18 protein-coding genes are annotated in these 18102 nt (G+C 62.6%); 12 read left to right on the plus strand and 6 right to left on the minus strand.

Features of this window, described 5'->3' with window-relative positions; genetic code table 11:
• Positions 1-121 precede the first annotated feature (121 nt).
• Positions 122-853: a Crp/Fnr family transcriptional regulator gene (locus tag NKI47_RS07505; protein WP_352571876.1), complete on the minus strand. Its 732-nt coding sequence runs from the start codon at positions 851-853 to the stop codon at positions 122-124.
• Positions 854-1354: 501 nt separating this feature from the next.
• On the opposite strand from NKI47_RS07505, the gene NKI47_RS07510 reads away from it, so the two are divergent.
• Positions 1355-1552, plus strand: coding sequence for a hypothetical protein (locus NKI47_RS07510; protein ID WP_292655400.1), 198 nt, complete (start codon positions 1355-1357; stop codon positions 1550-1552).
• A gap of 267 nt (positions 1553-1819) precedes the next feature.
• Here the strand turns inward: NKI47_RS07510 and NKI47_RS07515 are convergent, their stop codons facing one another.
• On the minus strand, positions 1820-1984 hold the full coding sequence (locus tag NKI47_RS07515; protein WP_023677107.1) for a DUF3309 family protein: 165 nt from the start codon (positions 1982-1984) through the stop codon (positions 1820-1822).
• A gap of 309 nt (positions 1985-2293) precedes the next feature.
• Between NKI47_RS07515 and NKI47_RS07520 the strand changes: the two genes are divergently transcribed.
• On the plus strand, positions 2294-2605 hold the full coding sequence (locus NKI47_RS07520; protein WP_023720549.1) for a hypothetical protein: 312 nt from the start codon (positions 2294-2296) through the stop codon (positions 2603-2605).
• Positions 2606-2680: 75 nt separating this feature from the next.
• Here the strand turns inward: NKI47_RS07520 and NKI47_RS07525 are convergent, their stop codons facing one another.
• Complete coding sequence (locus NKI47_RS07525) at positions 2681-2923, minus strand: hypothetical protein (RefSeq protein ID WP_352588853.1); 243 nt, start codon at positions 2921-2923, stop codon at positions 2681-2683.
• Between the two features lie 233 nt (positions 2924-3156).
• Here NKI47_RS07525 and NKI47_RS07530 point away from each other — a divergent pair, with 233 nt between their 5' ends.
• Together NKI47_RS07530 and NKI47_RS07535 are read left to right on the plus strand one after the other, a co-directional pair.
• Positions 3157-3711 (plus strand): DUF4142 domain-containing protein, encoded by a 555-nt coding sequence (locus NKI47_RS07530; protein WP_352449588.1) that lies wholly within the window; start codon positions 3157-3159, stop codon positions 3709-3711.
• Between the two features lie 247 nt (positions 3712-3958).
• Positions 3959-4201, plus strand: coding sequence for a polymerase (locus NKI47_RS07535; RefSeq protein ID WP_352571521.1), 243 nt, complete (start codon positions 3959-3961; stop codon positions 4199-4201).
• Positions 4202-4306: 105 nt separating this feature from the next.
• Here NKI47_RS07535 and NKI47_RS07540 read toward each other — a convergent pair whose 3' ends face one another.
• Positions 4307-5095, minus strand: coding sequence for a DUF1236 domain-containing protein (locus tag NKI47_RS07540; RefSeq protein WP_352588856.1), 789 nt, complete (start codon positions 5093-5095; stop codon positions 4307-4309).
• Between the two features lie 204 nt (positions 5096-5299).
• Here NKI47_RS07540 and NKI47_RS07545 point away from each other — a divergent pair, with 204 nt between their 5' ends.
• The 4 genes from NKI47_RS07545 (at position 5300) to NKI47_RS07560 (ending at position 8628) form a co-directional block, all read left to right on the plus strand.
• Positions 5300-5599, plus strand: a complete 300-nt coding sequence (locus tag NKI47_RS07545; RefSeq protein WP_023677114.1) for a DUF1236 domain-containing protein — start codon at positions 5300-5302, stop codon at positions 5597-5599.
• 345 nt (positions 5600-5944) lie between these two features.
• Positions 5945-6793, plus strand: coding sequence for a MetQ/NlpA family lipoprotein (locus NKI47_RS07550; RefSeq protein WP_352571523.1), 849 nt, complete (start codon positions 5945-5947; stop codon positions 6791-6793).
• 100 nt (positions 6794-6893) lie between these two features.
• Positions 6894-7991 (plus strand): methionine ABC transporter ATP-binding protein, encoded by a 1098-nt coding sequence (locus NKI47_RS07555; RefSeq protein ID WP_502898028.1) that lies wholly within the window; start codon positions 6894-6896, stop codon positions 7989-7991.
• Positions 7972-8628: a methionine ABC transporter permease gene (locus NKI47_RS07560; RefSeq protein WP_352575231.1), complete on the plus strand. Its 657-nt coding sequence runs from the start codon at positions 7972-7974 to the stop codon at positions 8626-8628. Before NKI47_RS07555 ends, NKI47_RS07560 begins: the two co-directional genes overlap by 20 nt.
• Before the next feature lie 38 nt (positions 8629-8666).
• On the opposite strand, the gene NKI47_RS07565 is transcribed toward NKI47_RS07560, so the two are convergent.
• Together NKI47_RS07565 and NKI47_RS07570 are read right to left on the minus strand one after the other, a co-directional pair.
• On the minus strand, positions 8667-10409 hold the full coding sequence (locus tag NKI47_RS07565; protein WP_352588860.1) for a hydantoinase B/oxoprolinase family protein: 1743 nt from the start codon (positions 10407-10409) through the stop codon (positions 8667-8669).
• A 1-nt stretch (position 10410) separates the two neighbouring features.
• On the minus strand, positions 10411-12495 hold the full coding sequence (locus tag NKI47_RS07570) for a hydantoinase/oxoprolinase family protein (protein WP_352588863.1): 2085 nt from the start codon (positions 12493-12495) through the stop codon (positions 10411-10413).
• Positions 12496-12713: 218 nt separating this feature from the next.
• On the opposite strand from NKI47_RS07570, the gene NKI47_RS07575 reads away from it, so the two are divergent.
• From NKI47_RS07575 to NKI47_RS07590, 4 genes are all read left to right on the plus strand, one after another.
• Positions 12714-13541, plus strand: a complete 828-nt coding sequence (locus tag NKI47_RS07575; protein ID WP_352588866.1) for a ferredoxin--NADP reductase — start codon at positions 12714-12716, stop codon at positions 13539-13541.
• Positions 13542-13710: 169 nt separating this feature from the next.
• Positions 13711-14760, plus strand: a complete 1050-nt coding sequence (deoC, locus tag NKI47_RS07580) for a deoxyribose-phosphate aldolase (RefSeq protein ID WP_352588869.1) — start codon at positions 13711-13713, stop codon at positions 14758-14760.
• A 13-nt stretch (positions 14761-14773) separates the two neighbouring features.
• On the plus strand, positions 14774-17146 hold the full coding sequence (locus NKI47_RS07585) for an aldehyde dehydrogenase family protein (protein ID WP_352588872.1): 2373 nt from the start codon (positions 14774-14776) through the stop codon (positions 17144-17146).
• A 176-nt stretch (positions 17147-17322) separates the two neighbouring features.
• Positions 17323-18054, plus strand: a complete 732-nt coding sequence (locus NKI47_RS07590; protein WP_352588875.1) for an SDR family oxidoreductase — start codon at positions 17323-17325, stop codon at positions 18052-18054.
• Positions 18055-18102: the final 48 nt, after the last annotated feature.

An 18102-nucleotide genomic window follows, 5' to 3' on the forward strand; every position in this document is an offset into this window, starting at 1 on the left:
ATAACCCTCCGACGGGAAACAAGTTCCCTGACGGTCCGGGAGCTTTGAAAATTTTTCCGACCCGCCGTGTAGTGTCGCAAGGGGCCTCGACCTGCGGCAGCAATCGGCCAGGAAAGCGCCGTCAGCGCTCGCCGATATGCTCGACCAAGCGGGTATATTCGGCCTCGGCCAGGCCGTAGCCGCCATCCGCCAGTGCGACGAGACCATCGCGATCGCGAATGATAATTTCGCCGCGGCGGGACCGGATGAGCCCTCGCCCCTCGAGCAGCTGCAGCGCGACCGTGACACCCGGACGCCTTACGCCAAGCATGATCGACAGGAATTCGTGAGTGATCGTCAGCCGGCCGCCGTCCACCCGATCGTCACACATGAGCAGCCAGCGCGCCAGCCGGTCTTCAAGTTTCGATCGCGCGTTGACCAGCGCCGTATAGCCGGTCTGGACATGCAGATATTGCACGTAGCGCAGCAAGAACAGCCGCAGCGTCGGGCTTTGCGTCAGCGCCGCCTTGAACGGCTCGGCGTCGATCCTGGCGGCTTCTCCCGCCAGCTGCACATAGCAATCATGGACCGTACGGTCGTCGCCCATTATCAGGGCCGAGCCGGTCATACCTTCCAAGCCGACAAGGCCAACTTCCGCATCGCTGCCGTTCGGCATTTTCGCAACCACCGAACCGATGCCGTCCTCGAGGAAATAAATGGCCTCGATCGGGGATCCGGACACTTCGAGCGATTGCCGTAACTCCAGTGAACAGCGCTCGATGTGCGGCTCGAGAGATGCGAAATCGCCGGCGCTCATCCGGCGCAACAGCTTGTTTCTGTATCGATTTCTATTGGAAATTGCTGGATCAGACATAGCTAGCCCCAAAACAGGGCAAGAGCTTTTTTATCTCCCAGCCGTCCGCGCCCGGTATAACCTGCGGACGATAACGCTCATATAGGCACTGAAAGGTATGGAGCCTACTAAATAAAAAAATGAATCGATGCACGACAGTTTCTCCTGCCGCTTGCCTACGAAAACATCCGACTGAAAGTTAGAGTTGGAAACGTACCAAAGACGGTTTGGTACGAAAACGACAATTGAGGTCACCGGACGCGAAAGAGCCCGTCGCGAGGGATGCAACGGGCTCCATTCGGGCGTCGTGGGCTACGCCCAATGATCCAAATGAGGGGTGGGTTGGATCGCAGCAACAATGCAGGTGCAAGGCAGTCGTTCCCAAACTGTCTGTTTGGTAATTTCCGTACATTGAGTTTGGACGAGAGCGGCGCTAATTGAATTGGAGTCGTCCACACAGACATGGCGAGTGGACGCTTGAAAGACGCTTCGCGCTTTCGCCCTTTTTCAAGGGAGGATGGCATGTCGATGCAAGGTGCAGCAACTCCAGCCGAACTGAGCGTGCTGAAAAAAGCGCTCGACGACTGCTGCCGTGAGTTGGGCGTTGCGGACGACAGTCCTGTCCGCGAGCGGTTGGCCGCCCGTATCATGTCACTGTTCAACGAGGGTGTGCTCAGCGCCGATCTGAAAGAAGCGCTGGCCGCCGATCGCCAACACTAAGCTGCTGCTATGGTGGTGTCCTCGGTGCCGAAAGGTTCGGCACCGGGTCGCCCTTTTTAGCCAGGGATCCTGGTTGGCCAAGGATCTTGGAAATCTTGTCTCTTCACGACAAAACGCCCGGCGCTTGTTGCCAAGCGGCAGGCGTTTTTGTCGCGAGCGTGACACTAAGGCGCGTCGCGTTCGACTGGCCTCATGCGATGCGCTTTAGGTTCCTGTTTTATGCATGTCGCTATCACAAAACCGCTGCACACTTTTGCGCGACATGCATTAAATGCGTCCAAGCAGGACCAGGATAATGACGATAAGCAACACCAGGCCGAGGCCGCCACCACCGTAATAGCCGGTGCCGTAGAACGGTCCGCCGCCCAAGCCGCTGAAGCCGCCAAGCAAGGCAAGGACCAAGATTATGATGAGAATGGTTCCAAGGCCCATGATGTCTGCTCTCCTTGTTTGCGCTGCCGCCATTCGCATCAGCGCGTCGCATTGTACAAAGGTATGAACTCGCAAGAAGCATTCCTGTTCCGGCGGAACGGTAAGGCGTACGCTCATGCGGCGAGCAAAATGCCGGGCTGTGCCGTTAGAAAAGTCCACAGAAGCATGCCCGCGGAGAATGACATGGCGACCGCCTTGAACACCTGAGAACATGCTGAATTTCATGGGGAATTTGTCGGAACCTTCGCCCGCCCGAACGGTTGTTTTCGTAGTCGCAACGCGACGACCCTCGTAAAAAGGAGAAGCATCATGCTCACGAAAATTCTCGCAGCTTCGGCGCTTACGATCGGTCTGGCCACGTCAGCGATGGCCCAGAACGTCGGCGACCCGTCCGGAGCCGCTGCCGATGGTAGCGGGCGGACGGTCGTAGTCCCGGATAATGGCGGCCCTGACACCGGCACGGATTCGACCATCACCAATAGCATTCGCGATTTCTCAACGACGAATTCGAATGCCGACCGGAATTGCCCGCCGGGCCCGCAGGGGGCTCTGCCCGATGCGACCGGCAAGGCTCCGGGCACGATGGCGCCGACGGTGAACGACAACCACTGCGGCAAGTAAGCGCCCGGTCATCACAGCCTGACGAGGCCGCGGAGCATAAGCTCCGCGGTCGGCTGGTTTTGCCGTAAAATCAGCCTAGCGGCCGCGGTGGTCGAAGCTGACCGCGATATCCCGACCGTCCAGCGCCCGAACGATGAAGCCAACCAGCTCCTCGTCGGTTTGCCGGAACCAGGGAAAGTGTTTGCGCAAATCGGCTATGACGACGGTGGTCGAGAGAATGTCGCCGGAATGATAGTCGGCCATGATGGTATGAACGGCAGCGTCGGTGTCAATACCGATTCCTAGCGGCGGCTTGATCTGCCCCACGGAAGCCTCCACCCATCTCTCCCAGCCAACGATAGCAAGACTGCCGCAAAGCGAAAGAGCTTGTACGATTCCGTACGATCTCGTGGCTTGCGTTGCACTTTGCAGGACGCAGCCGGCGTCTTTTGTTTTGCGTTTCCAAACCATTGTTTGGCGTGGCGGCGGCTGTGGCCGCCACGACCAGGCAACCTCGCCGCAGCTTGCGCGTTGAGCCATCGGAGGGATGACATCAGCCTCGGAGAACCCCCATGAAAACCCTTCTATCCATCACTGCGGCAGCGATGATGGCTGGCGCACCTTTGGCTGCTTTTGCCCAATCGGCGACGCTGACGCCTCTAACGACCGACACCATGAGCAAGGTTGACACCGCGACGTTCGTCAAGACCGTGCCCATCGCCAATACATTCGAAATCGAATCGAGCCGACTTGCGCAGACGCAGGCGACTGCCGACGACGTGAAGGCATTCGCGGCGCAAATGGTCACGGACCACACCAAGGCCGGCGAGGACTTCAAGGCGGCGCTCAGCAAGGGTCAGACGACTTCGGCCACCGCGCCAGCCGGCCCGTCGCTGGACACCAAGCACCAGGCGCTGCTCGACCAACTCAAGGAGGCCAGCGGGGACAGCTTCCAATCGAAATATATCGACATGCAGACCCAGGCGCATAAGGAAGCGGTGGCGCTGTTTTCCGCTTACGCGAATTCCGGCGACGATCCGGCGATGAAGGAGTTTGCCAAGAAGACGCTGCCGGTGCTGCAAATGCACGAACGTCATGTCAAGGACCTCGCTGCCGCGCATCAATGAGAGCGAAGAGTGCCTTTTGCAAACGAAAGGCCGCCCCACACACGGCCTGTGTGACGCGGCTGTCGTCCGGCCACACGGCCGGGAACAAAGCACCGAGAGTGCCGTTATTTATCCGGCTTGTTCGGGGAGGATCCAATGGAAGGCGGCATTCGCGCGGCCTCAAGGATAGTAGCGCCGGCTTTCGGCGCCGTCCTGGTCGCCGCTGTCACAGGCTGAAATCGCTTTCCGAACGGGACAGGCTGCCTTCATGCGCTACGGCGAGATATTTGCAAATGTTACGGCACTCATGTTGCTGGCCTTGATGATTGGCGGCGTCTTCGTCCTGTTTGGAGAGCCGCTGTGGCCGCGGCACTACGCGAGAATGGCGCTGGTTACGGATATCGATGCCATGACCACCGCGTCAGTCCGAACAAGCTGCGTGCCCAGTCCCTGCCTGCCCGACACCATCGATCACACAGTGCTCACTCCTCGCCCCGAGGACGGACCTTGATTTGCGATTTGCAGACGCTGGAGCCGGGTACGGAAAAGCCCGCCGCCCGAGCTGCGCGGCGGGCTTTTTTGGTGCATCAACCCACGGTAGACCGTCTGGCCACGACTAGGTCAGGATAATCACGATCTCGTAGGTATTCGGGTCGACGATGACGATCCGGCCGTCGGCGAGCACGAAATACTCATAGCCTTCGTAAGCCGGAATGATCTTGACGATGCGCGCCGGCAGGCGATGCAGCCGGACCTTCTTTCGCGGAACCTCGACACCGACAGAGATGTCGAAATCGACGCTGGAAACCGGTTGGACGTTCGTCTCCTTGATGACCTGCGTGATCTCCGTCTTCTGTTCAACGGTCACATTGTTGATGGAAGCGGTCGAACTCTGGTCTTGCGTCTGCGTCGAGGCATTGCCCTGAGTCTGCTCGGTGGTCGTGGTCCCAGTCTTGCCCTGAGCCTGCTCCTCGGTCTTCATTTTCGTGCTGCCTTGGCCCTGCTCGGTGGTGGTGGTTCCGGCCTTGCCTTGGGCCTGTTCGTCGGTCTTCATCTTGGTGCTGCCCTGGGCCTGCTGGTCAGTCGTGGCGCCAGCCTTGCCCTGAGCCTGCTCGTTGGTCTTCAGTTTCGGCTTGCCCTGGGCTTGCTGGTCAGTCGTTGCGCCGGCCTTGCCTTTGGCTTGCTCATCGGTCTTCAGCTTCTTGTTGCCTTGCGCCTGTTGATCAGTTGCAGCGCCGGCCTTGCCCTGAGCCTGCTCGCCCATCTTGGCGCCGTTCTGGCAATTGGCAGTGCCGGCTGCACAATTGGCGCCGGACTGGTCGTCGGTCGACTGCTGCGTCTGGGCAAGTGCAGCCCCGCAGCTGACGCTGATTGCTAGCATGCTGGTGATCAGAACGCCTTTCATGAGAGATCTCCTTGGAAAACGCGTCCCTTCACCGCGTAAAACTGTGGCTAAAAAACTTTGTTCCAAACTAATGGAGGGAAAGCGCAAGCGATCCGAGTGGCGGAACAAGCTCCACCTGATGACGTTACCGGCCTATAGCGACCCCGCTGCGAACAGCATGACGCGGCGCAGCGCAGAGGTGGCTCACCATGAAAGGAGACGATCATGAGAATGCATCTTTCGGCAGCCGCGGCTGGGTTCTTGCTGCTTGCGGGTATTGGCGCCGCTGCCGCTCAGGACGTGGTCATCGAACCGCAGCAGGAGACGATCGTACGCGAGTATGTGAAAAAGCAGCCTCTGGCGTCCGTCCAGCTTCCCGGCGTGGAGCTCAATGTCGGCTCGACACTGCCCGATACCGTCGAGCTTCATGAGGTTCCCGACGTCAAATACCGCTATGTCGTCGTCGACAATCGGACCGTCCTGGTCGATCCTGGCACGCGCAGGATTGTAAAGGTCATCGAGTGAGCAAGCGCGTCGCTTTGAAGGGACATGCGGCGCGTCCAGCATTGTCGACATCCCACACCGCTGCCCGTGTTGGGCATTCGGACGCAGAAAGGCCCGCCGCTTCGAAGCACGGCGGGCCTCATAGCGGAGACGACGTCCGGACAATTTCTGAACCAGCATTGGGTTAGAACGCATGATCCCAGCACGCCCTGTGCTCGCCAGGCCCGAAACTTTGAGAGAATATTCCTGGCTTCGCATTTCGCGGGAAATACGGTGCTTTGATCCGACGGTCAGCATTCCCGATGATGCCGGCAAGGCTTGGCACTCCGCCTGGCCGCAACGACTTCAGAACCGACGGGATAGATCATGTCTGGGAATACCAACACTTTGCTCTCATTTCTCTCCGCAAGTATAAACCGGCGCGCCGGTCTGGCTGTACTTTTCGCGTCGGCGGTTGCGATTGTCGGCCTTGCTGCGCCGTCGTTCGCCGAAGACAAGACGGCGGTCAAGGTCGGCATCATGAGCGGCGAGGACGAGGATGTGTGGCGCGTCGTCACCGCCCAGGCGGCGGAGAGGGGGCTGACGATCGAGACCGTGGTGTTCAACGACTACACCCAGCCGAATGAAGCACTCGAGCGTGGCGAAATCGACGCCAACGCCTTCCAGCACAAGCCCTATCTCGACAACCAGATCAAGACGCAGGGCTATCACATCGTCCCGGTCGGCTATACCGGGGTCTGGCCGATCGGCCTCTATTCCAAGAAGTACACGAAGATTGCCGACCTGCCCGAAGACGCCGTCATTGGCGTGCCGAACGACCCGTCCAATGAGGGCCGCGCACTGCGCGTTCTGCAGAGCGAAGGTCTGATCAAGCTCAGGGAAGGCACCGGCATTCTGGCTACGACGACCGACATTGCCGAAAACCCGAAGAAATTAGTCGTCAAGGAGCTTGACGCCGGGATTGTCGGGCGCTCGGTGGAAGACCTCGACGGGGCCGTGGTCAACACGGATTGGGCGCTTAAAAGCGGCCTCACACCGGAGAACCGCATCGCCCAGGAGGCGGTGGCCGACAATCCCTACCGCAACTTCATCGCGGTCAAGGCCGGCAATGAAAACCAGCCCTGGGTAAAGACATTGGTCGCCTCCTACCAGAACGAAAAGGTGAAGGCCGAATTCGACCGAGTCTACAAGGGAACCGGCATCAGCGCCTATTGATGCCGAGCTCGACTGGGCGCCGAAGCCCGGCATGATAAAACGGTCCGCGCTTCAACGCGGACCGCGATCGCGTTTGCGGGACACCAATACAGGAACTTTTATGAACCAGCATTTCGCCTCGGTCACCGAAGTCATGCGTCCCGTCGGCGGCCGCTCCGCCGGACCGAATGATGTCGTGCGCCTCATCGAGCTGAAGCGCCGCTTCGGCGCGACAGCGGCGCTGGACGGCGTGTCGCTCAGCGTGCGCCAGGGCGAGATCCTCGGCATCATCGGCCGCAGCGGCGCCGGCAAGTCGACGCTGATACGCTGTTTGAACGGCCTAGAGCGGCCGGATTCAGGACAGGTCTTCATCGAAGGCCGCGACATCAGCCGGCTCGGCGAGCGCGAATTGCAGCCGCTGCGCCGGCGCATCGGCATGATCTTCCAGCATTTCAACCTGCTGTCCGCCAAGACGGTCGAAGACAATGTAGCGCTGCCGCTCAAGATCGAAGGCCGGCCCAGGGTCGAACGCCTGGCGCGCGCCGCCGAGCTGCTCGAGCTTGTCGGCCTGTCGGAGAAGGCGAAAGCCTTTCCGGCGTCGCTGTCGGGCGGGCAGAAGCAGCGCGTCGGCATTGCCCGGGCGCTTGCGGCGCGCCCGGCGCTGCTGCTGTCGGACGAAGCGACCTCGGCGTTGGACCCGGAGACGACGCGCTCCATCCTTGCCTTGCTCAGAGACATCAACCGGCAGCTCGGCCTGACCATCCTGCTGATCACGCATGAGATGGAGGTGATCCGCTCGATCGCCGACCGGGTCGCGGTGATCGACGCTGGGCGGATCGTCGAGCAAGGGCCGGTGTGGTCGGTCTTTGCCGACCCGAAATCGGCGATCACACAAAGCCTGCTCGGCGGCATCCGGCCACAATTGCCGGCGGAGATCGCAAGCCAGCTAACGCAGAACGCCGGCGTGGAGGCGATCCTCAGGATCGACGTGGCCGGTGAGGCCGCGCGAAGCCCGCTTTTGTCCGATCTTGCCTCGGCAGTTCCCGGCTCGTTCCGCCTCGTGCATGGCGGCATCGATCACGTCCAGCAGCAGCCTGTCGGGACACTGTTCGTGGCGGTCGCCGGCAGCAATGAAGCTCACCTGGCAGAGGTGATCGCGTTCTTGAAAGCCCGCCAAGCGCGGGTGGAGGTGCTTGGCCATGTCGCCGGTTCTGTTTGAGCTTCTCGTCCGTTCGATCTGGGAAACGATCCTGATGACGGCCGCCTCCGGCCTCATCTCGCTGGTTTTCGGGCTGCCGCTCGGCCTGGCGCTGGTCGCCACCGACCGCGGCGGTATCGCCGAAAACCTGTGGGTGAACCGCGCGCTCGGAGCGCTCATCAACGGCTTCCGCTCGGTGCCTTTCATCATCCTGCTGGTTGCGCTGATCCCGGTGACGCGGCTGATCGTCGGCACCTCGATCGGCACCTGGGCAGCGATTGTGCCGCTGTCGATCGCGGCGACGCCCTACTATGCCCGGATCGCCGAAGTGTCGCTGCGCGAGGTCGACCACGGGCTGATCGAGGCGGCACGCGCCATGGGCGGCAACCGCTGGACGATCATTCGAGAGGTGCTGGTGCCGGAAGCGTTGCCCGGCATCGTCGCCGGCTTTACGGTGACGCTGGTGACGCTTATCGGCGCCTCGGCCATGGCTGGCGCCATCGGCGCCGGCGGGCTCGGCGACCTCGCCATCCGCTACGGCTACCAGCGCTTCGAGACGTCGGTCATGATCGCCGTTGTCATTGTGCTGATCGTCCTGGTCTGCGGTATCCAGTGGGCCGGCGACCGGCTGGTCGCGAGGCTGGATCACCGCAACTGATCGTTGGTCGCAAATAACGGAAATCCGGGGCCGCGCCGTCAGCCGGCGCGCCTCTTTTCCGTGGCTGCCCGGTCGATCCCCAATCCACCCGCCGAGAGAGCGACGCCGAACTTTTCGGCGGCTTCTGCGGGCGTGTAATAGCCCAGCGCGACATCCCTCGACACCAGATCGGCGTCCCGCTGCAACGGATCGCCGTAGCCGCCGCCGCCCGGTGTGCCGACGCGCACGCGATCGCCTGCCTTCAGCGCGATGTCCTGCTCCTTGGATAGATGCGGCGGCACATGTTCCTTGCCGCCGCGGAACACGGTGACCGTGTTGACCGCGCCGTCCTTGCCGCCGAGCGCGCCTTGCGGGCCGAAGCGGCCGTGATCCATGACGAAAGAGGCGCGGGCGTCGCCGCGCAGGATCTCGACCTCATAGGCGAGCCCAAACCCGCCGCGGTGCTTGCCGGCGCCGCCCGAGCCTTCGCGTAAGGCATAATGCCGGTAGAGCACCGGGAAGGCCTGCTCCATGATTTCGACCGGCGGCGACTTGGAAATGCCGATGGTCGAGCAGCCATTGGTCAGGCCGTCGTGACCGGCATTGCCGCCATAGCCGCCGCCGGAGATCTGGTACATGACATAATCGCGGCCGCGCGCCGGATCGTTGCCGCCGAGCGCGAAATTGCCGCTGGAGCCGGCCGGAGCCGCCGTCACCTTGTCCGGCAGCGCCTGCACCATCGCAGCGAACACCGCCTCGGCAATGCGCTGCGAAACCTCGGCCGCGCAGCCCGATACCGGGCGCGGATATTTGGCGTCGAGGAAGGTGCCTTCCGGCCGCTTGACGATCAGCGGCTCGAAGGCACCGGCGCTGATCGGCACGTCGGGGAAAATGTGCCGCATGGCGAGATAGACCGAGGACAAGGTCGTCGCCAGCACGCTGTTCATCGGCCCAGCGCAGGGCTTTGACGAACCGGAGAAGTCGAAGCTGAGCGTGTCGCCCTGTTTTTCGACCGCCAGCGCGATAGTCAGCGGCTCGTTGACCACGCCGTCGGAATCAACAAAAGCCTGCGACCGGTAAATGCCGTCGGGAATGGCTGATATGTTCGCGCGCATCTGTTCGGCGGCGCGGCGGCGCAGTTCGGCGATCGCACCGACGACCGTTTCATCTCCGTAACGATCCAGGATTCCGTTCAGTCGGTCTTGACCGATCAGCAGTGCCGCCGCCTGCGCCCGGATGTCGCCGATGCGCTGGTCGGCAACCCTGATGTTCGAGCAGATGATGGCGTAGATCTCAGGGTCGAGCACGCCCTTCTTGAATAATTTCACCGGCGGCAGTCGCAAGCCTTCCTGCTCGACCGCTGTTGCCGAGGCGGAAAAGCCGCCCGGCACCGAACCACCGATGTCGGGCCAGTGGCCGGTGTTCGACAGCCAGCAGAATATCTTGCCGTCCCGATAGACCGGCATGGCGAAGCGCACATCCATCAAATGGGTGCCGCCGAGATAGGGATCGTTGACGATGTAGATATCGCCTGGCTCGGGCGGCAGGCAGCGACCGTCGGCGATCATCTCGATCACCGTTTTGGTCGAATACTGCATGACGCCGACGAACACCGGCAGGCCCTGGCTGCCTTGCGCGATCAGCGAACCATCGAGCGCCGAATAGATGCCATCCGAACGGTCATTGGCCTCGGCGATGACAGGCGAGAAGGCGGCGCGCGAAAATGTCAGGTCCATTTCGTCGCAGACTTGCTGTAGCGCCGCCTGGATGACCGAAAGGGTGATGGCGTCGAGTTTTTCCATCTCAGGCCTCGCCGATATCGATGATGATGTTGCCGTCGGCATCCGATCGCGCCCGGTCACCGGGCTCCAGCACAGTCGTCGCGTCCATCTGTTCGAGGATCGCCGGACCTTCGATTGTTGCGTCGAGCGGCAACTTCTCTCTGCTGTAGACCGGCGTGTCGTACCAGCGCCCGCCATACCAGACAGGCCGGATCTCGCGCCGCGCCTCTTCGAGCGTTTTGGCGCGCCCAGCCGGGTCGATCAGCCGGGACAGATCGATTGCCGGCCGCACGCCGGTGACCGAGGTGTTGAGGTTGACCAGATTGGCGCGGATTTCCGGCAACTGGACCTTGAAGCGGGCGAAATAGGCCTTCTCGAACAGTTGCTGCAGTCCATCGCGTGTCACCGCAGACGACGGCAGCGGCACGTTGATGATATGCGTCTGGCCGACGAACTGCATGTCGGCGGAATGCGTAACGCGGATCATTTCCGGCTTCACCGCCTCCTTGCCGATCAGCTCCTTGCCTTCGTTTCGGTGCCGTTCCAATGTCTCGTGGAGTTGGATTTCATCGAGACTGGCCACCGGCTGGTTGACCGTATTAACGAAATCATGGCGCAGATCGGCGACGACGCAGCCGAGCGCATTGGTGATGCCCGGCCGCGCCGGCACCAGCACCTTGGGCAGGCCGAGCTCACGCGCCAGTGCCGTCGCATGCAGCGGCCCGGCGCCGCCGAAGGCGAACAGCGCGAAATCGCGCGGGTCGTGGCCGCGCGACACCGACACCATGCGGATGGCGCCGGCCATCTTCACGTTGCCAAGCCGCAGCACGGCACCCGCCGCCTCGACGCCGGACAGGCCGGTGGCGCGGCCGATCCTGTCCTCGAATATGCCGGTGACGCGTTCGACGGTGACCGGATTTTCCACCGCAAGCAGCTTTTTCGGCGCCAGCCGGCCGAGCACCAGATTGGCGTCGGTGATGGTCGGCTCCAAGCCGCCGCGTCCGTAGCATATTGGCCCGGGATTGGCGCCGGCGCTTTCCGGGCCGATCTGGACCAGGCCGGCCGCATCGACGTGGGCGATCGAGCCGCCGCCGGCGCCGACCGTATGCACCGCCACCATCGGCACGTGGATCGGCATCGCATATTCGATCTCGATCTCGTTCGACACCGCCGGCTCGGCGTTGCGGATCAGTGCCACGTCGGTCGAGGTGCCGCCCATGTCGTAGGTGACCAGGTTTTCGAAGCCGGCGCGTTTGCCGGTGTAGGCGGCAGCAATGACGCCGGAAGCGGGGCCGGACATGACGGTCTTGGCCGACTCACGTGTGACAAAGCGGGCCGAGATCATGCCGCCATTGCCGTTCATGATCAGGAAGTCGCGGGCGTAGCCTTTTGACGCCAGCTCCTTGCGCAGCCGCTCGACATAGCGTTCGAGGATCGGTTGCACCGAAGCGTTGACCGAAGCGGTGACGCCGCGCTCGAATTCGCGCGCTTCCGAAAGCAGGGCGTGGCCTGTCGTGATGTAGCCGTTCGGCCAAAGCTCGGCCGCTATCTCGGCGGCGCGCCGCTCATGCGCCGGGTTGGCGTAGGAATGCAGGAAATGGACGACGAGGGATTCGCAGCCGGCTGCGATCAGTTGTGAAATCGCTGCCCGCATCTCGGCCTCGTCGAGCGGTATGCGCACCGCGCCCGAGGCCTCGACCCGCTCCGACACTTCGAGCCGCAGATTGCGCGGAATGATCGGCACGAACGTGCCTGTCATGCCATAGGCTTGCGGCCGTGTCCGCCGGCCAAGCTCGATGACGTCGCGAAAGCCGCGCGTGGTGATCATGCCGGTCTTGGCCAGCCGGCGCTCCAGTACCGCGTTGGTGGTCGTCGTCGTGCCGTGCACGATGAGGTCGATGCCGTCGACCGGAAATCCGGTGGCGCCAAGCGCCGAAACGACACCGAACGCCTGGTTGTCGACTGTCGTCGGGGTCTTGGCGATGTGCACCCGGCCACCGTCACGGCCGTCGATCAGAAGCAGGTCGGTAAAGGTGCCGCCGACATCGATGCCGGCGACGACGCTGCCCGTCGAATCCAGCGCTTGCGCCGAAAAATTCTGTCCCATTGTCGAAACCCGAAATGCCCGAACTGCCTACATGCCTCAGTTTGGAAAGCTGTTTTACGGCGGCGTCTTGACGCAAATATCGTTTGTATACTAATAAATTCCGGACACAAGAGCTTACCGCTTCGGAGTGTGCAAACGGCACGCTGGAACCTGACCGGTTCGGGCGCGCAGGTGAAGATTTGGCGCGGGCGCTGAGCTGGCCCGGAAGGTTAGGTTTGATGAACACCACATCCGCGTTCAACACTGCCGGCGCCCGGCCGTTGCAGTTCCCGATACCGGCCAATGTCTATGCCGAAACCGTCGTCTCGGTGAAGCACTATACCGACCGGCTGTTTTCGTTCCGCATCACCCGGCCGCAGTCGCTGCGCTTCCGCTCCGGCGAGTTCGTCATGATCGGCCTGCCCAATGCCGAGAAGCCGGTGTTCCGCGCCTATTCGATCGCCAGCCCAGCCTGGGACGACGAACTCGAATTCTTCTCGATCAAAGTGCCGGACGGCCCGCTCACTTCGGAGCTGCAGAAGATCGAGATCGGCGACACCGTCATCATGCGGCAGAAGTCGACCGGCACGCTGGTGGTCGACGCGCTGACGCCGGCCAAGCGCCTGTTCATGATCTCGACCGGCACCGGCATTGCTCCCTTCGCCAGCCTGCTGCGCGATCCCGACACCTATGAGAAGTTCGAGCAGGTGGTCCTGACCCATACCTGCCGCGACAATGCCGAGCTCACCTACGGCCAGGAGCTGGTGGCCGCACTGGAGAACGATCCGCTGATCGGCGAACTGACCGGCGGCCGCGTCACGCTCTACAATTCAACGACGCGCGAGATCTCCGAGCGCATGGGCCGCATCACCGCGCTGATCGGCTCGGGCAAATTCTACAGCGATCTCGGCATCGACAAGCTCAATCCCGAGACCGACCGCATCATGATCTGCGGCTCGATGCATATGCTGAAAGACGTCAAGGAGCTGGCTGAAAGCCACGGCTTCCAGGAAGGCTCGCTGCATCATCCGGCAAGCTTCGTCGTCGAGCGCGCCTTCGTCGGCTGAGACGCGGCAATTCAGCGTCCACTGGTTTGCGACCCTGATTTTGATCATGCGGTCAAAAGTCGGCTGCCTTGACTGTCTTTTTCCGCTATGACCGCTTGAAGGACTCGTGAAGCGCTGCTTCGCGGTCTATCTTCGGCATAAGTATAAGTCGCTGAACAAGGGGCAGGAGATGAGCAGCACAATCCGCGAAACCGACGTCGGCACATCGAAGGTCACGCCGCTGCCGGCGCGCGCCGCCGCCAATGCACCAATCCCGCAAGCCCATGGCATTGCTCGCAATCCCGGCATGAGGCTCGATCTCGGCTTCATGGAATCGATGCGCGGCGTCAACCGCTCGGCGCTGGAACGCCGCGTCGCCAGCCTGACTAAAAGACGCTCGATCAAGGCCGATAACCAGGCCGCCTGGCTGCTGCGCGCCGTCGCCTGCATGGACCTGACGACGCTGAACTCGAACGACACGGAAGAGCGCGTGCGCCGGCTTTGTGCCAAGGCGGTCAACCCGTTCCGTCGCGACATTGCCGAGGGACTCGGCATTACTGGTGAAAGGATCCGCCCGGCGGCGGTCTGCGTCTATCAGCCCTTCGTCGCCACTGCCGTCGAAGCGCTGCGCGGCAGCGGCGTCCATGTCGCCGCCGTTTCCACGGCTTTCCCGCATGGCCTTGCACCGCTTTCGACACGTCTGCAGGAGATCGAAGCATCGGTAAGGGACGGCGCCGACGAGATCGACGTCGTCATCCCGCGCGGCCTGGTATTCGGGGCGAAATGGCAGGAGCTCTATAACGAGATTGTCTCGATGCGCGCCGCTTGCGGCGAGGCCCATCTGAAGGTGATCCTCGGCACCGGCGACCTCGCGACGCTGCGCAACGTCATGCTCGCCTCGATGGTGGCGATGATGGCGGGTGCAGATTTCATCAAGACCTCGACCGGCAAGGAAAGCGTCAACGCGACGCTGCCGGTCGGCCTTGCCATGGTGCGCGCGATCCGCGCCTATTTCGAGGAAACCGGCTATCTGATCGGCTTCAAGCCGGCCGGTGGCATTTCTACGGCAAAAGCCTCGCTCGATTGGCTGGTGCTGATGAAGGAAGAGCTTGGCCGGCCGTGGCTGGAGCCGGAGCTGTTTCGCTTCGGAGCATCGAGCCTTTTGACCGACATCGAGCGCCAGCTCGAGCATCATCTGACCGGCCACTACTCGGCCAATCATCGCCACGCGATGGCGTGATTCGGAGCGCGCCATGAACATTCTCGAACGCTATCACGCCATGGAATACGGCCCGGCGCCGGAGGCGCGCAACGAGGCCGATGCGTGGCTTGCCGCGCGGGATTTCGGCAAAGCGCTGTTTATCGGCGGCGACTGGAAGGCAGCCAGCGGAGGCAAAACCTTCGACACCAGCGATCCGTCCTCGGGAAAGCTGCTGGCCAAGGTGTCGGATGCCGGTGCCGCCGATATCGACGCGGCGGTTTCGGCCGCCACAAAAGCGCTGCCGAAATGGAGCGCCAGCACCGGCTACAGCCGAGCCAAAGTGCTCTATGCCATCGGCCGCGCCATGCAACGTCACCAACGGCTGTTCGCGGTGCTTGAGACAATCGACAATGGCAAGCCGATCCGCGAAAGCCGCGACATCGACGTGCCGCTGGCCATCCGCCATTTCATCCATCATGCCGGCTGGGCGCAGGCGCTGGACAGGGATTTTCCCGACCATAAGGGGGTCGGCGTCGTCGGCCAGATCATCCCGTGGAACTTCCCGCTCTTGATGCTGGCCTGGAAGATCGCGCCGGCGCTCGCCGCCGGCTGCACCGTGGTGCTGAAGCCAGCCGAATTCACGCCGCTCACCGCGATCCTGTTCGCCGAGATCTGTGAACGATCAGGCGTGCCGAAGGGCGTCGTCAACATCGTCCAGGGCGGGCCGGAGGCGGGTGGGGCAATCGTCAATCATCCCGGGATCCAGAAGATTGCCTTCACCGGTTCGTCCGAGGTCGGCAAGATCATCCGCAAGGCCACTGCCGGCTCGGGCAAGAAACTGTCGCTGGAGCTTGGCGGCAAATCGGCATTCGTCGTTTTCGAGGATGCCGACCTCGACAGCGCCGTCGAGGGTCTGGTCGACGGCATCTGGTTCAACCAGGGCCAGGTGTGCTGTGCCGGCTCGCGCCTTCTGGTGCAGGAAGGCATCGCCGACGCCTTCATCGCCAAGGTCAAGACGCGGATGAGCCGGCTGCGCGTCGGCAGCCCGCTCGACAAGAACACCGATATCGGCCCGCTGGTCGATTTGACCCAGCTCGATCGCGTCAAGGGCCTGATCGCCGAGGGCGCCAAGCAGGGCGCAATCTGCTGGCAGCCGGACTCGGCACTGCCCTCCTCGGGCTATTACCATCTGCCAACGCTGGCGACAGGTGTTTCGCCGGCTAACATCTTGGCACAGGAAGAGGTGTTCGGGCCGGTGCTTGCCACCATGACCTTCCGCAACACCGAGGAAGCGGTCGAGCTCGCCAACAACACACGCTATGGCCTGGCCGCTTCGGTGTGGAGCGAGAACATCAATCTTGCTCTGCACGTCGCGCCCCAATTGAAGGCGGGCGTCGTCTGGGTCAACGGCACCAATATGTTCGACGCCGCCTGCGGCTTCGGCGGTTACCGCGAGAGCGGCTTTGGCCGCGAAGGCGGGTGCGAGGGCATGTTCGAATATCTCTCGGCAAAACTGCCGCTCGGCCCGTTCATCAAGCCGGCAACGTCTTCGGCTCAACCTGTCGAGCAGGCGGAAGGTGGCGCCATCGACCGCACGGCAAAGCTGTTCATCGGCGGCAAGCAGGTCCGGCCGGACGGCAATTATTCCTTCGCCATCGCCACCGCCAAGGGCAAGCTTGCCGGCGAGGTCGGTCTCGGCAACCGCAAGGATATCCGTGACGCCGTCGCGGCCGCGCGCGCCTGCAAGGCCTGGCCGGAAGCGACCGCCTACAACCGCAGCCAAGTGCTCTACTACCTGGGCGAAAATCTGTCCGGCCGCGCCGACGAGTTTGCCGCCCGTTTGACCCAGCTCACCGGCGCGACCGCCAAGGCGGCGCGTGACGAGGTCGAGCTGTCGATCGAGCGCCTGTTCCTCTATGCCGGCTTGGCCGACAAATTCGAGGGCCGCGTCCACCAGCCGCCGGCCCGCGCCGTCACGCTGGCACTGCACGAACCGGTCGGGGTCGTCGGTATCGTCGCGTCGGACAACGCGCCTTTGCTTGGCTTGATCTCGCTGGTGGCGCCGGCGCTCGCCATGGGCAACACCGTGGTCGCCGTGCCGTCCGAAAAATACCCGCTGCTTGCCACCGACCTCTACCAGGTCATCGAATATTCCGACGTTCCGGCAGGCGCCATCAATATCGTCACCGGCCGTAGCGCCGAGCTTGCCGGCGTATTGGCCAAGCATGACGATGTCGACGGGCTCTGGGTGTTCGCTGATGCCGAGACTTGCGCCAAGGCCGAGGCCGAGTCCATCGGCAATCTCAAACGCGTCTGGACCGGCAACGGCCACAGCCTCGACTGGCCCTCGAACGAAGCAGCCGGCGATGCCCTGCTGCGCCGTGCGATCGAGGTCAAGAACGTCTGGGTGCCCTACGGCGACTGAGTGTCCCGGAGGGACGTCCGGGCTTGACGGGCCAACAAATGTTCTTTACCGAGAAAAAACATTTGGCTGGCAGGCGAATATCGAAACAGGCGGGATGGTAGTGCCCGGCTGGCACATTGCGCCGCGGCCTTGCGCCGGTAAAAGCCGAACGACCACAGACGGGCGAGGAGAAAAGCATGGCGGATCTGACAGGCAAAATCGTTGTCGTCACGGCGGCGGCGCAAGGCATCGGCCGGGCGAGCGCGCTGGCGTTCGCCAAGGCCGGCGCCGTCGTCCATGCCACCGACATTAACGAGGTGGTGCTCGCCGACCTCGGCAAGACGCCCCGTATCAAGACCCGCAAGCTCGACGTGCTGAACGACGAGGCGGTGAACGCCGCTTTTGCCGAGATCGGCGCCGTCGACGTGCTGTTCAATTGCGCCGGCTTCGTCCATTCCGGCTCGATCCTCGAGATGAAGGACGGCGATCTCGACTTTGCCTATGATCTCAATGTCCGCTCGATGATCCGCACCATCCGCGCCGTGCTGCCCGGCATGCTGGAGCGCGGCGACGGCTCGATCATCAACATGGCGTCGCTGGCCAGTTCGACCAAGGGCGTGCCGAACCGCTTCGTTTACGGGCTGACCAAGGCAGCCGTCATCGGCCTGACCAAATCGGTCGCCGCCGACTATGTCGGCAAGGGAATACGCTGCAATGCGATCTGTCCGGGCACGGTCGAAAGCCCGTCGCTGCAGGACCGCATGCATGCGCAGGGCGACTACGAAGCAGCTCGCGCCGCCTTCATCGCCCGCCAGCCGATGGGCCGGCTCGGCACGCCCGAGGAAATCGCCGATCTCGCCGTCTATCTCGCCGGCGCCACCTATACGTCGGGGCAGGCTTATAATATCGACGGTGGCTGGTCGATCTAAGAGGCCATTTGAAAACCCTACTCCGCCGGGCGCCTGACGCGGCTTTCT

Origin of the sequence: Mesorhizobium sp. M0633 (genome assembly GCF_040320645.1) — a bacterium.
GTDB lineage: Bacteria > Pseudomonadota > Alphaproteobacteria > Rhizobiales > Rhizobiaceae > Mesorhizobium.

Bases quoted from the DNA above. Each gene is read 5' to 3' on its own strand.
- NKI47_RS07505 (WP_352571876.1), bottom strand. From the start codon at position 853: ATGTCTGATCCAGCAATTTCCAATAGAAATCGATACAGAAACAAGCTG.
- NKI47_RS07510 (WP_292655400.1), top strand. From the start codon at position 1,355: ATGTCGATGCAAGGTGCAGCAACTCCAGCCGAACTGAGCGTGCTGAAA.
- NKI47_RS07515 (WP_023677107.1), bottom strand. From the start codon at position 1,984: ATGGGCCTTGGAACCATTCTCATCATAATCTTGGTCCTTGCCTTGCTT.
- NKI47_RS07520 (WP_023720549.1), top strand. From the start codon at position 2,294: ATGCTCACGAAAATTCTCGCAGCTTCGGCGCTTACGATCGGTCTGGCC.
- NKI47_RS07530 (WP_352449588.1), top strand. From the start codon at position 3,157: ATGAAAACCCTTCTATCCATCACTGCGGCAGCGATGATGGCTGGCGCA.
- NKI47_RS07535 (WP_352571521.1), top strand. From the start codon at position 3,959: ATGCGCTACGGCGAGATATTTGCAAATGTTACGGCACTCATGTTGCTG.
- NKI47_RS07540 (WP_352588856.1), bottom strand. From the start codon at position 5,095: ATGAAAGGCGTTCTGATCACCAGCATGCTAGCAATCAGCGTCAGCTGC.
- NKI47_RS07545 (WP_023677114.1), top strand. From the start codon at position 5,300: ATGAGAATGCATCTTTCGGCAGCCGCGGCTGGGTTCTTGCTGCTTGCG.
- NKI47_RS07550 (WP_352571523.1), top strand. From the start codon at position 5,945: ATGTCTGGGAATACCAACACTTTGCTCTCATTTCTCTCCGCAAGTATA.
- NKI47_RS07555 (WP_502898028.1), top strand. From the start codon at position 6,894: ATGAACCAGCATTTCGCCTCGGTCACCGAAGTCATGCGTCCCGTCGGC.
- NKI47_RS07560 (WP_352575231.1), top strand. From the start codon at position 7,972: ATGTCGCCGGTTCTGTTTGAGCTTCTCGTCCGTTCGATCTGGGAAACG.
- NKI47_RS07565 (WP_352588860.1), bottom strand. From the start codon at position 10,409: ATGGAAAAACTCGACGCCATCACCCTTTCGGTCATCCAGGCGGCGCTA.
- NKI47_RS07570 (WP_352588863.1), bottom strand. From the start codon at position 12,495: ATGGGACAGAATTTTTCGGCGCAAGCGCTGGATTCGACGGGCAGCGTC.
- NKI47_RS07575 (WP_352588866.1), top strand. From the start codon at position 12,714: ATGAACACCACATCCGCGTTCAACACTGCCGGCGCCCGGCCGTTGCAG.
- deoC (WP_352588869.1), top strand. From the start codon at position 13,711: ATGAGCAGCACAATCCGCGAAACCGACGTCGGCACATCGAAGGTCACG.
- NKI47_RS07585 (WP_352588872.1), top strand. From the start codon at position 14,774: ATGAACATTCTCGAACGCTATCACGCCATGGAATACGGCCCGGCGCCG.
- NKI47_RS07590 (WP_352588875.1), top strand. From the start codon at position 17,323: ATGGCGGATCTGACAGGCAAAATCGTTGTCGTCACGGCGGCGGCGCAA.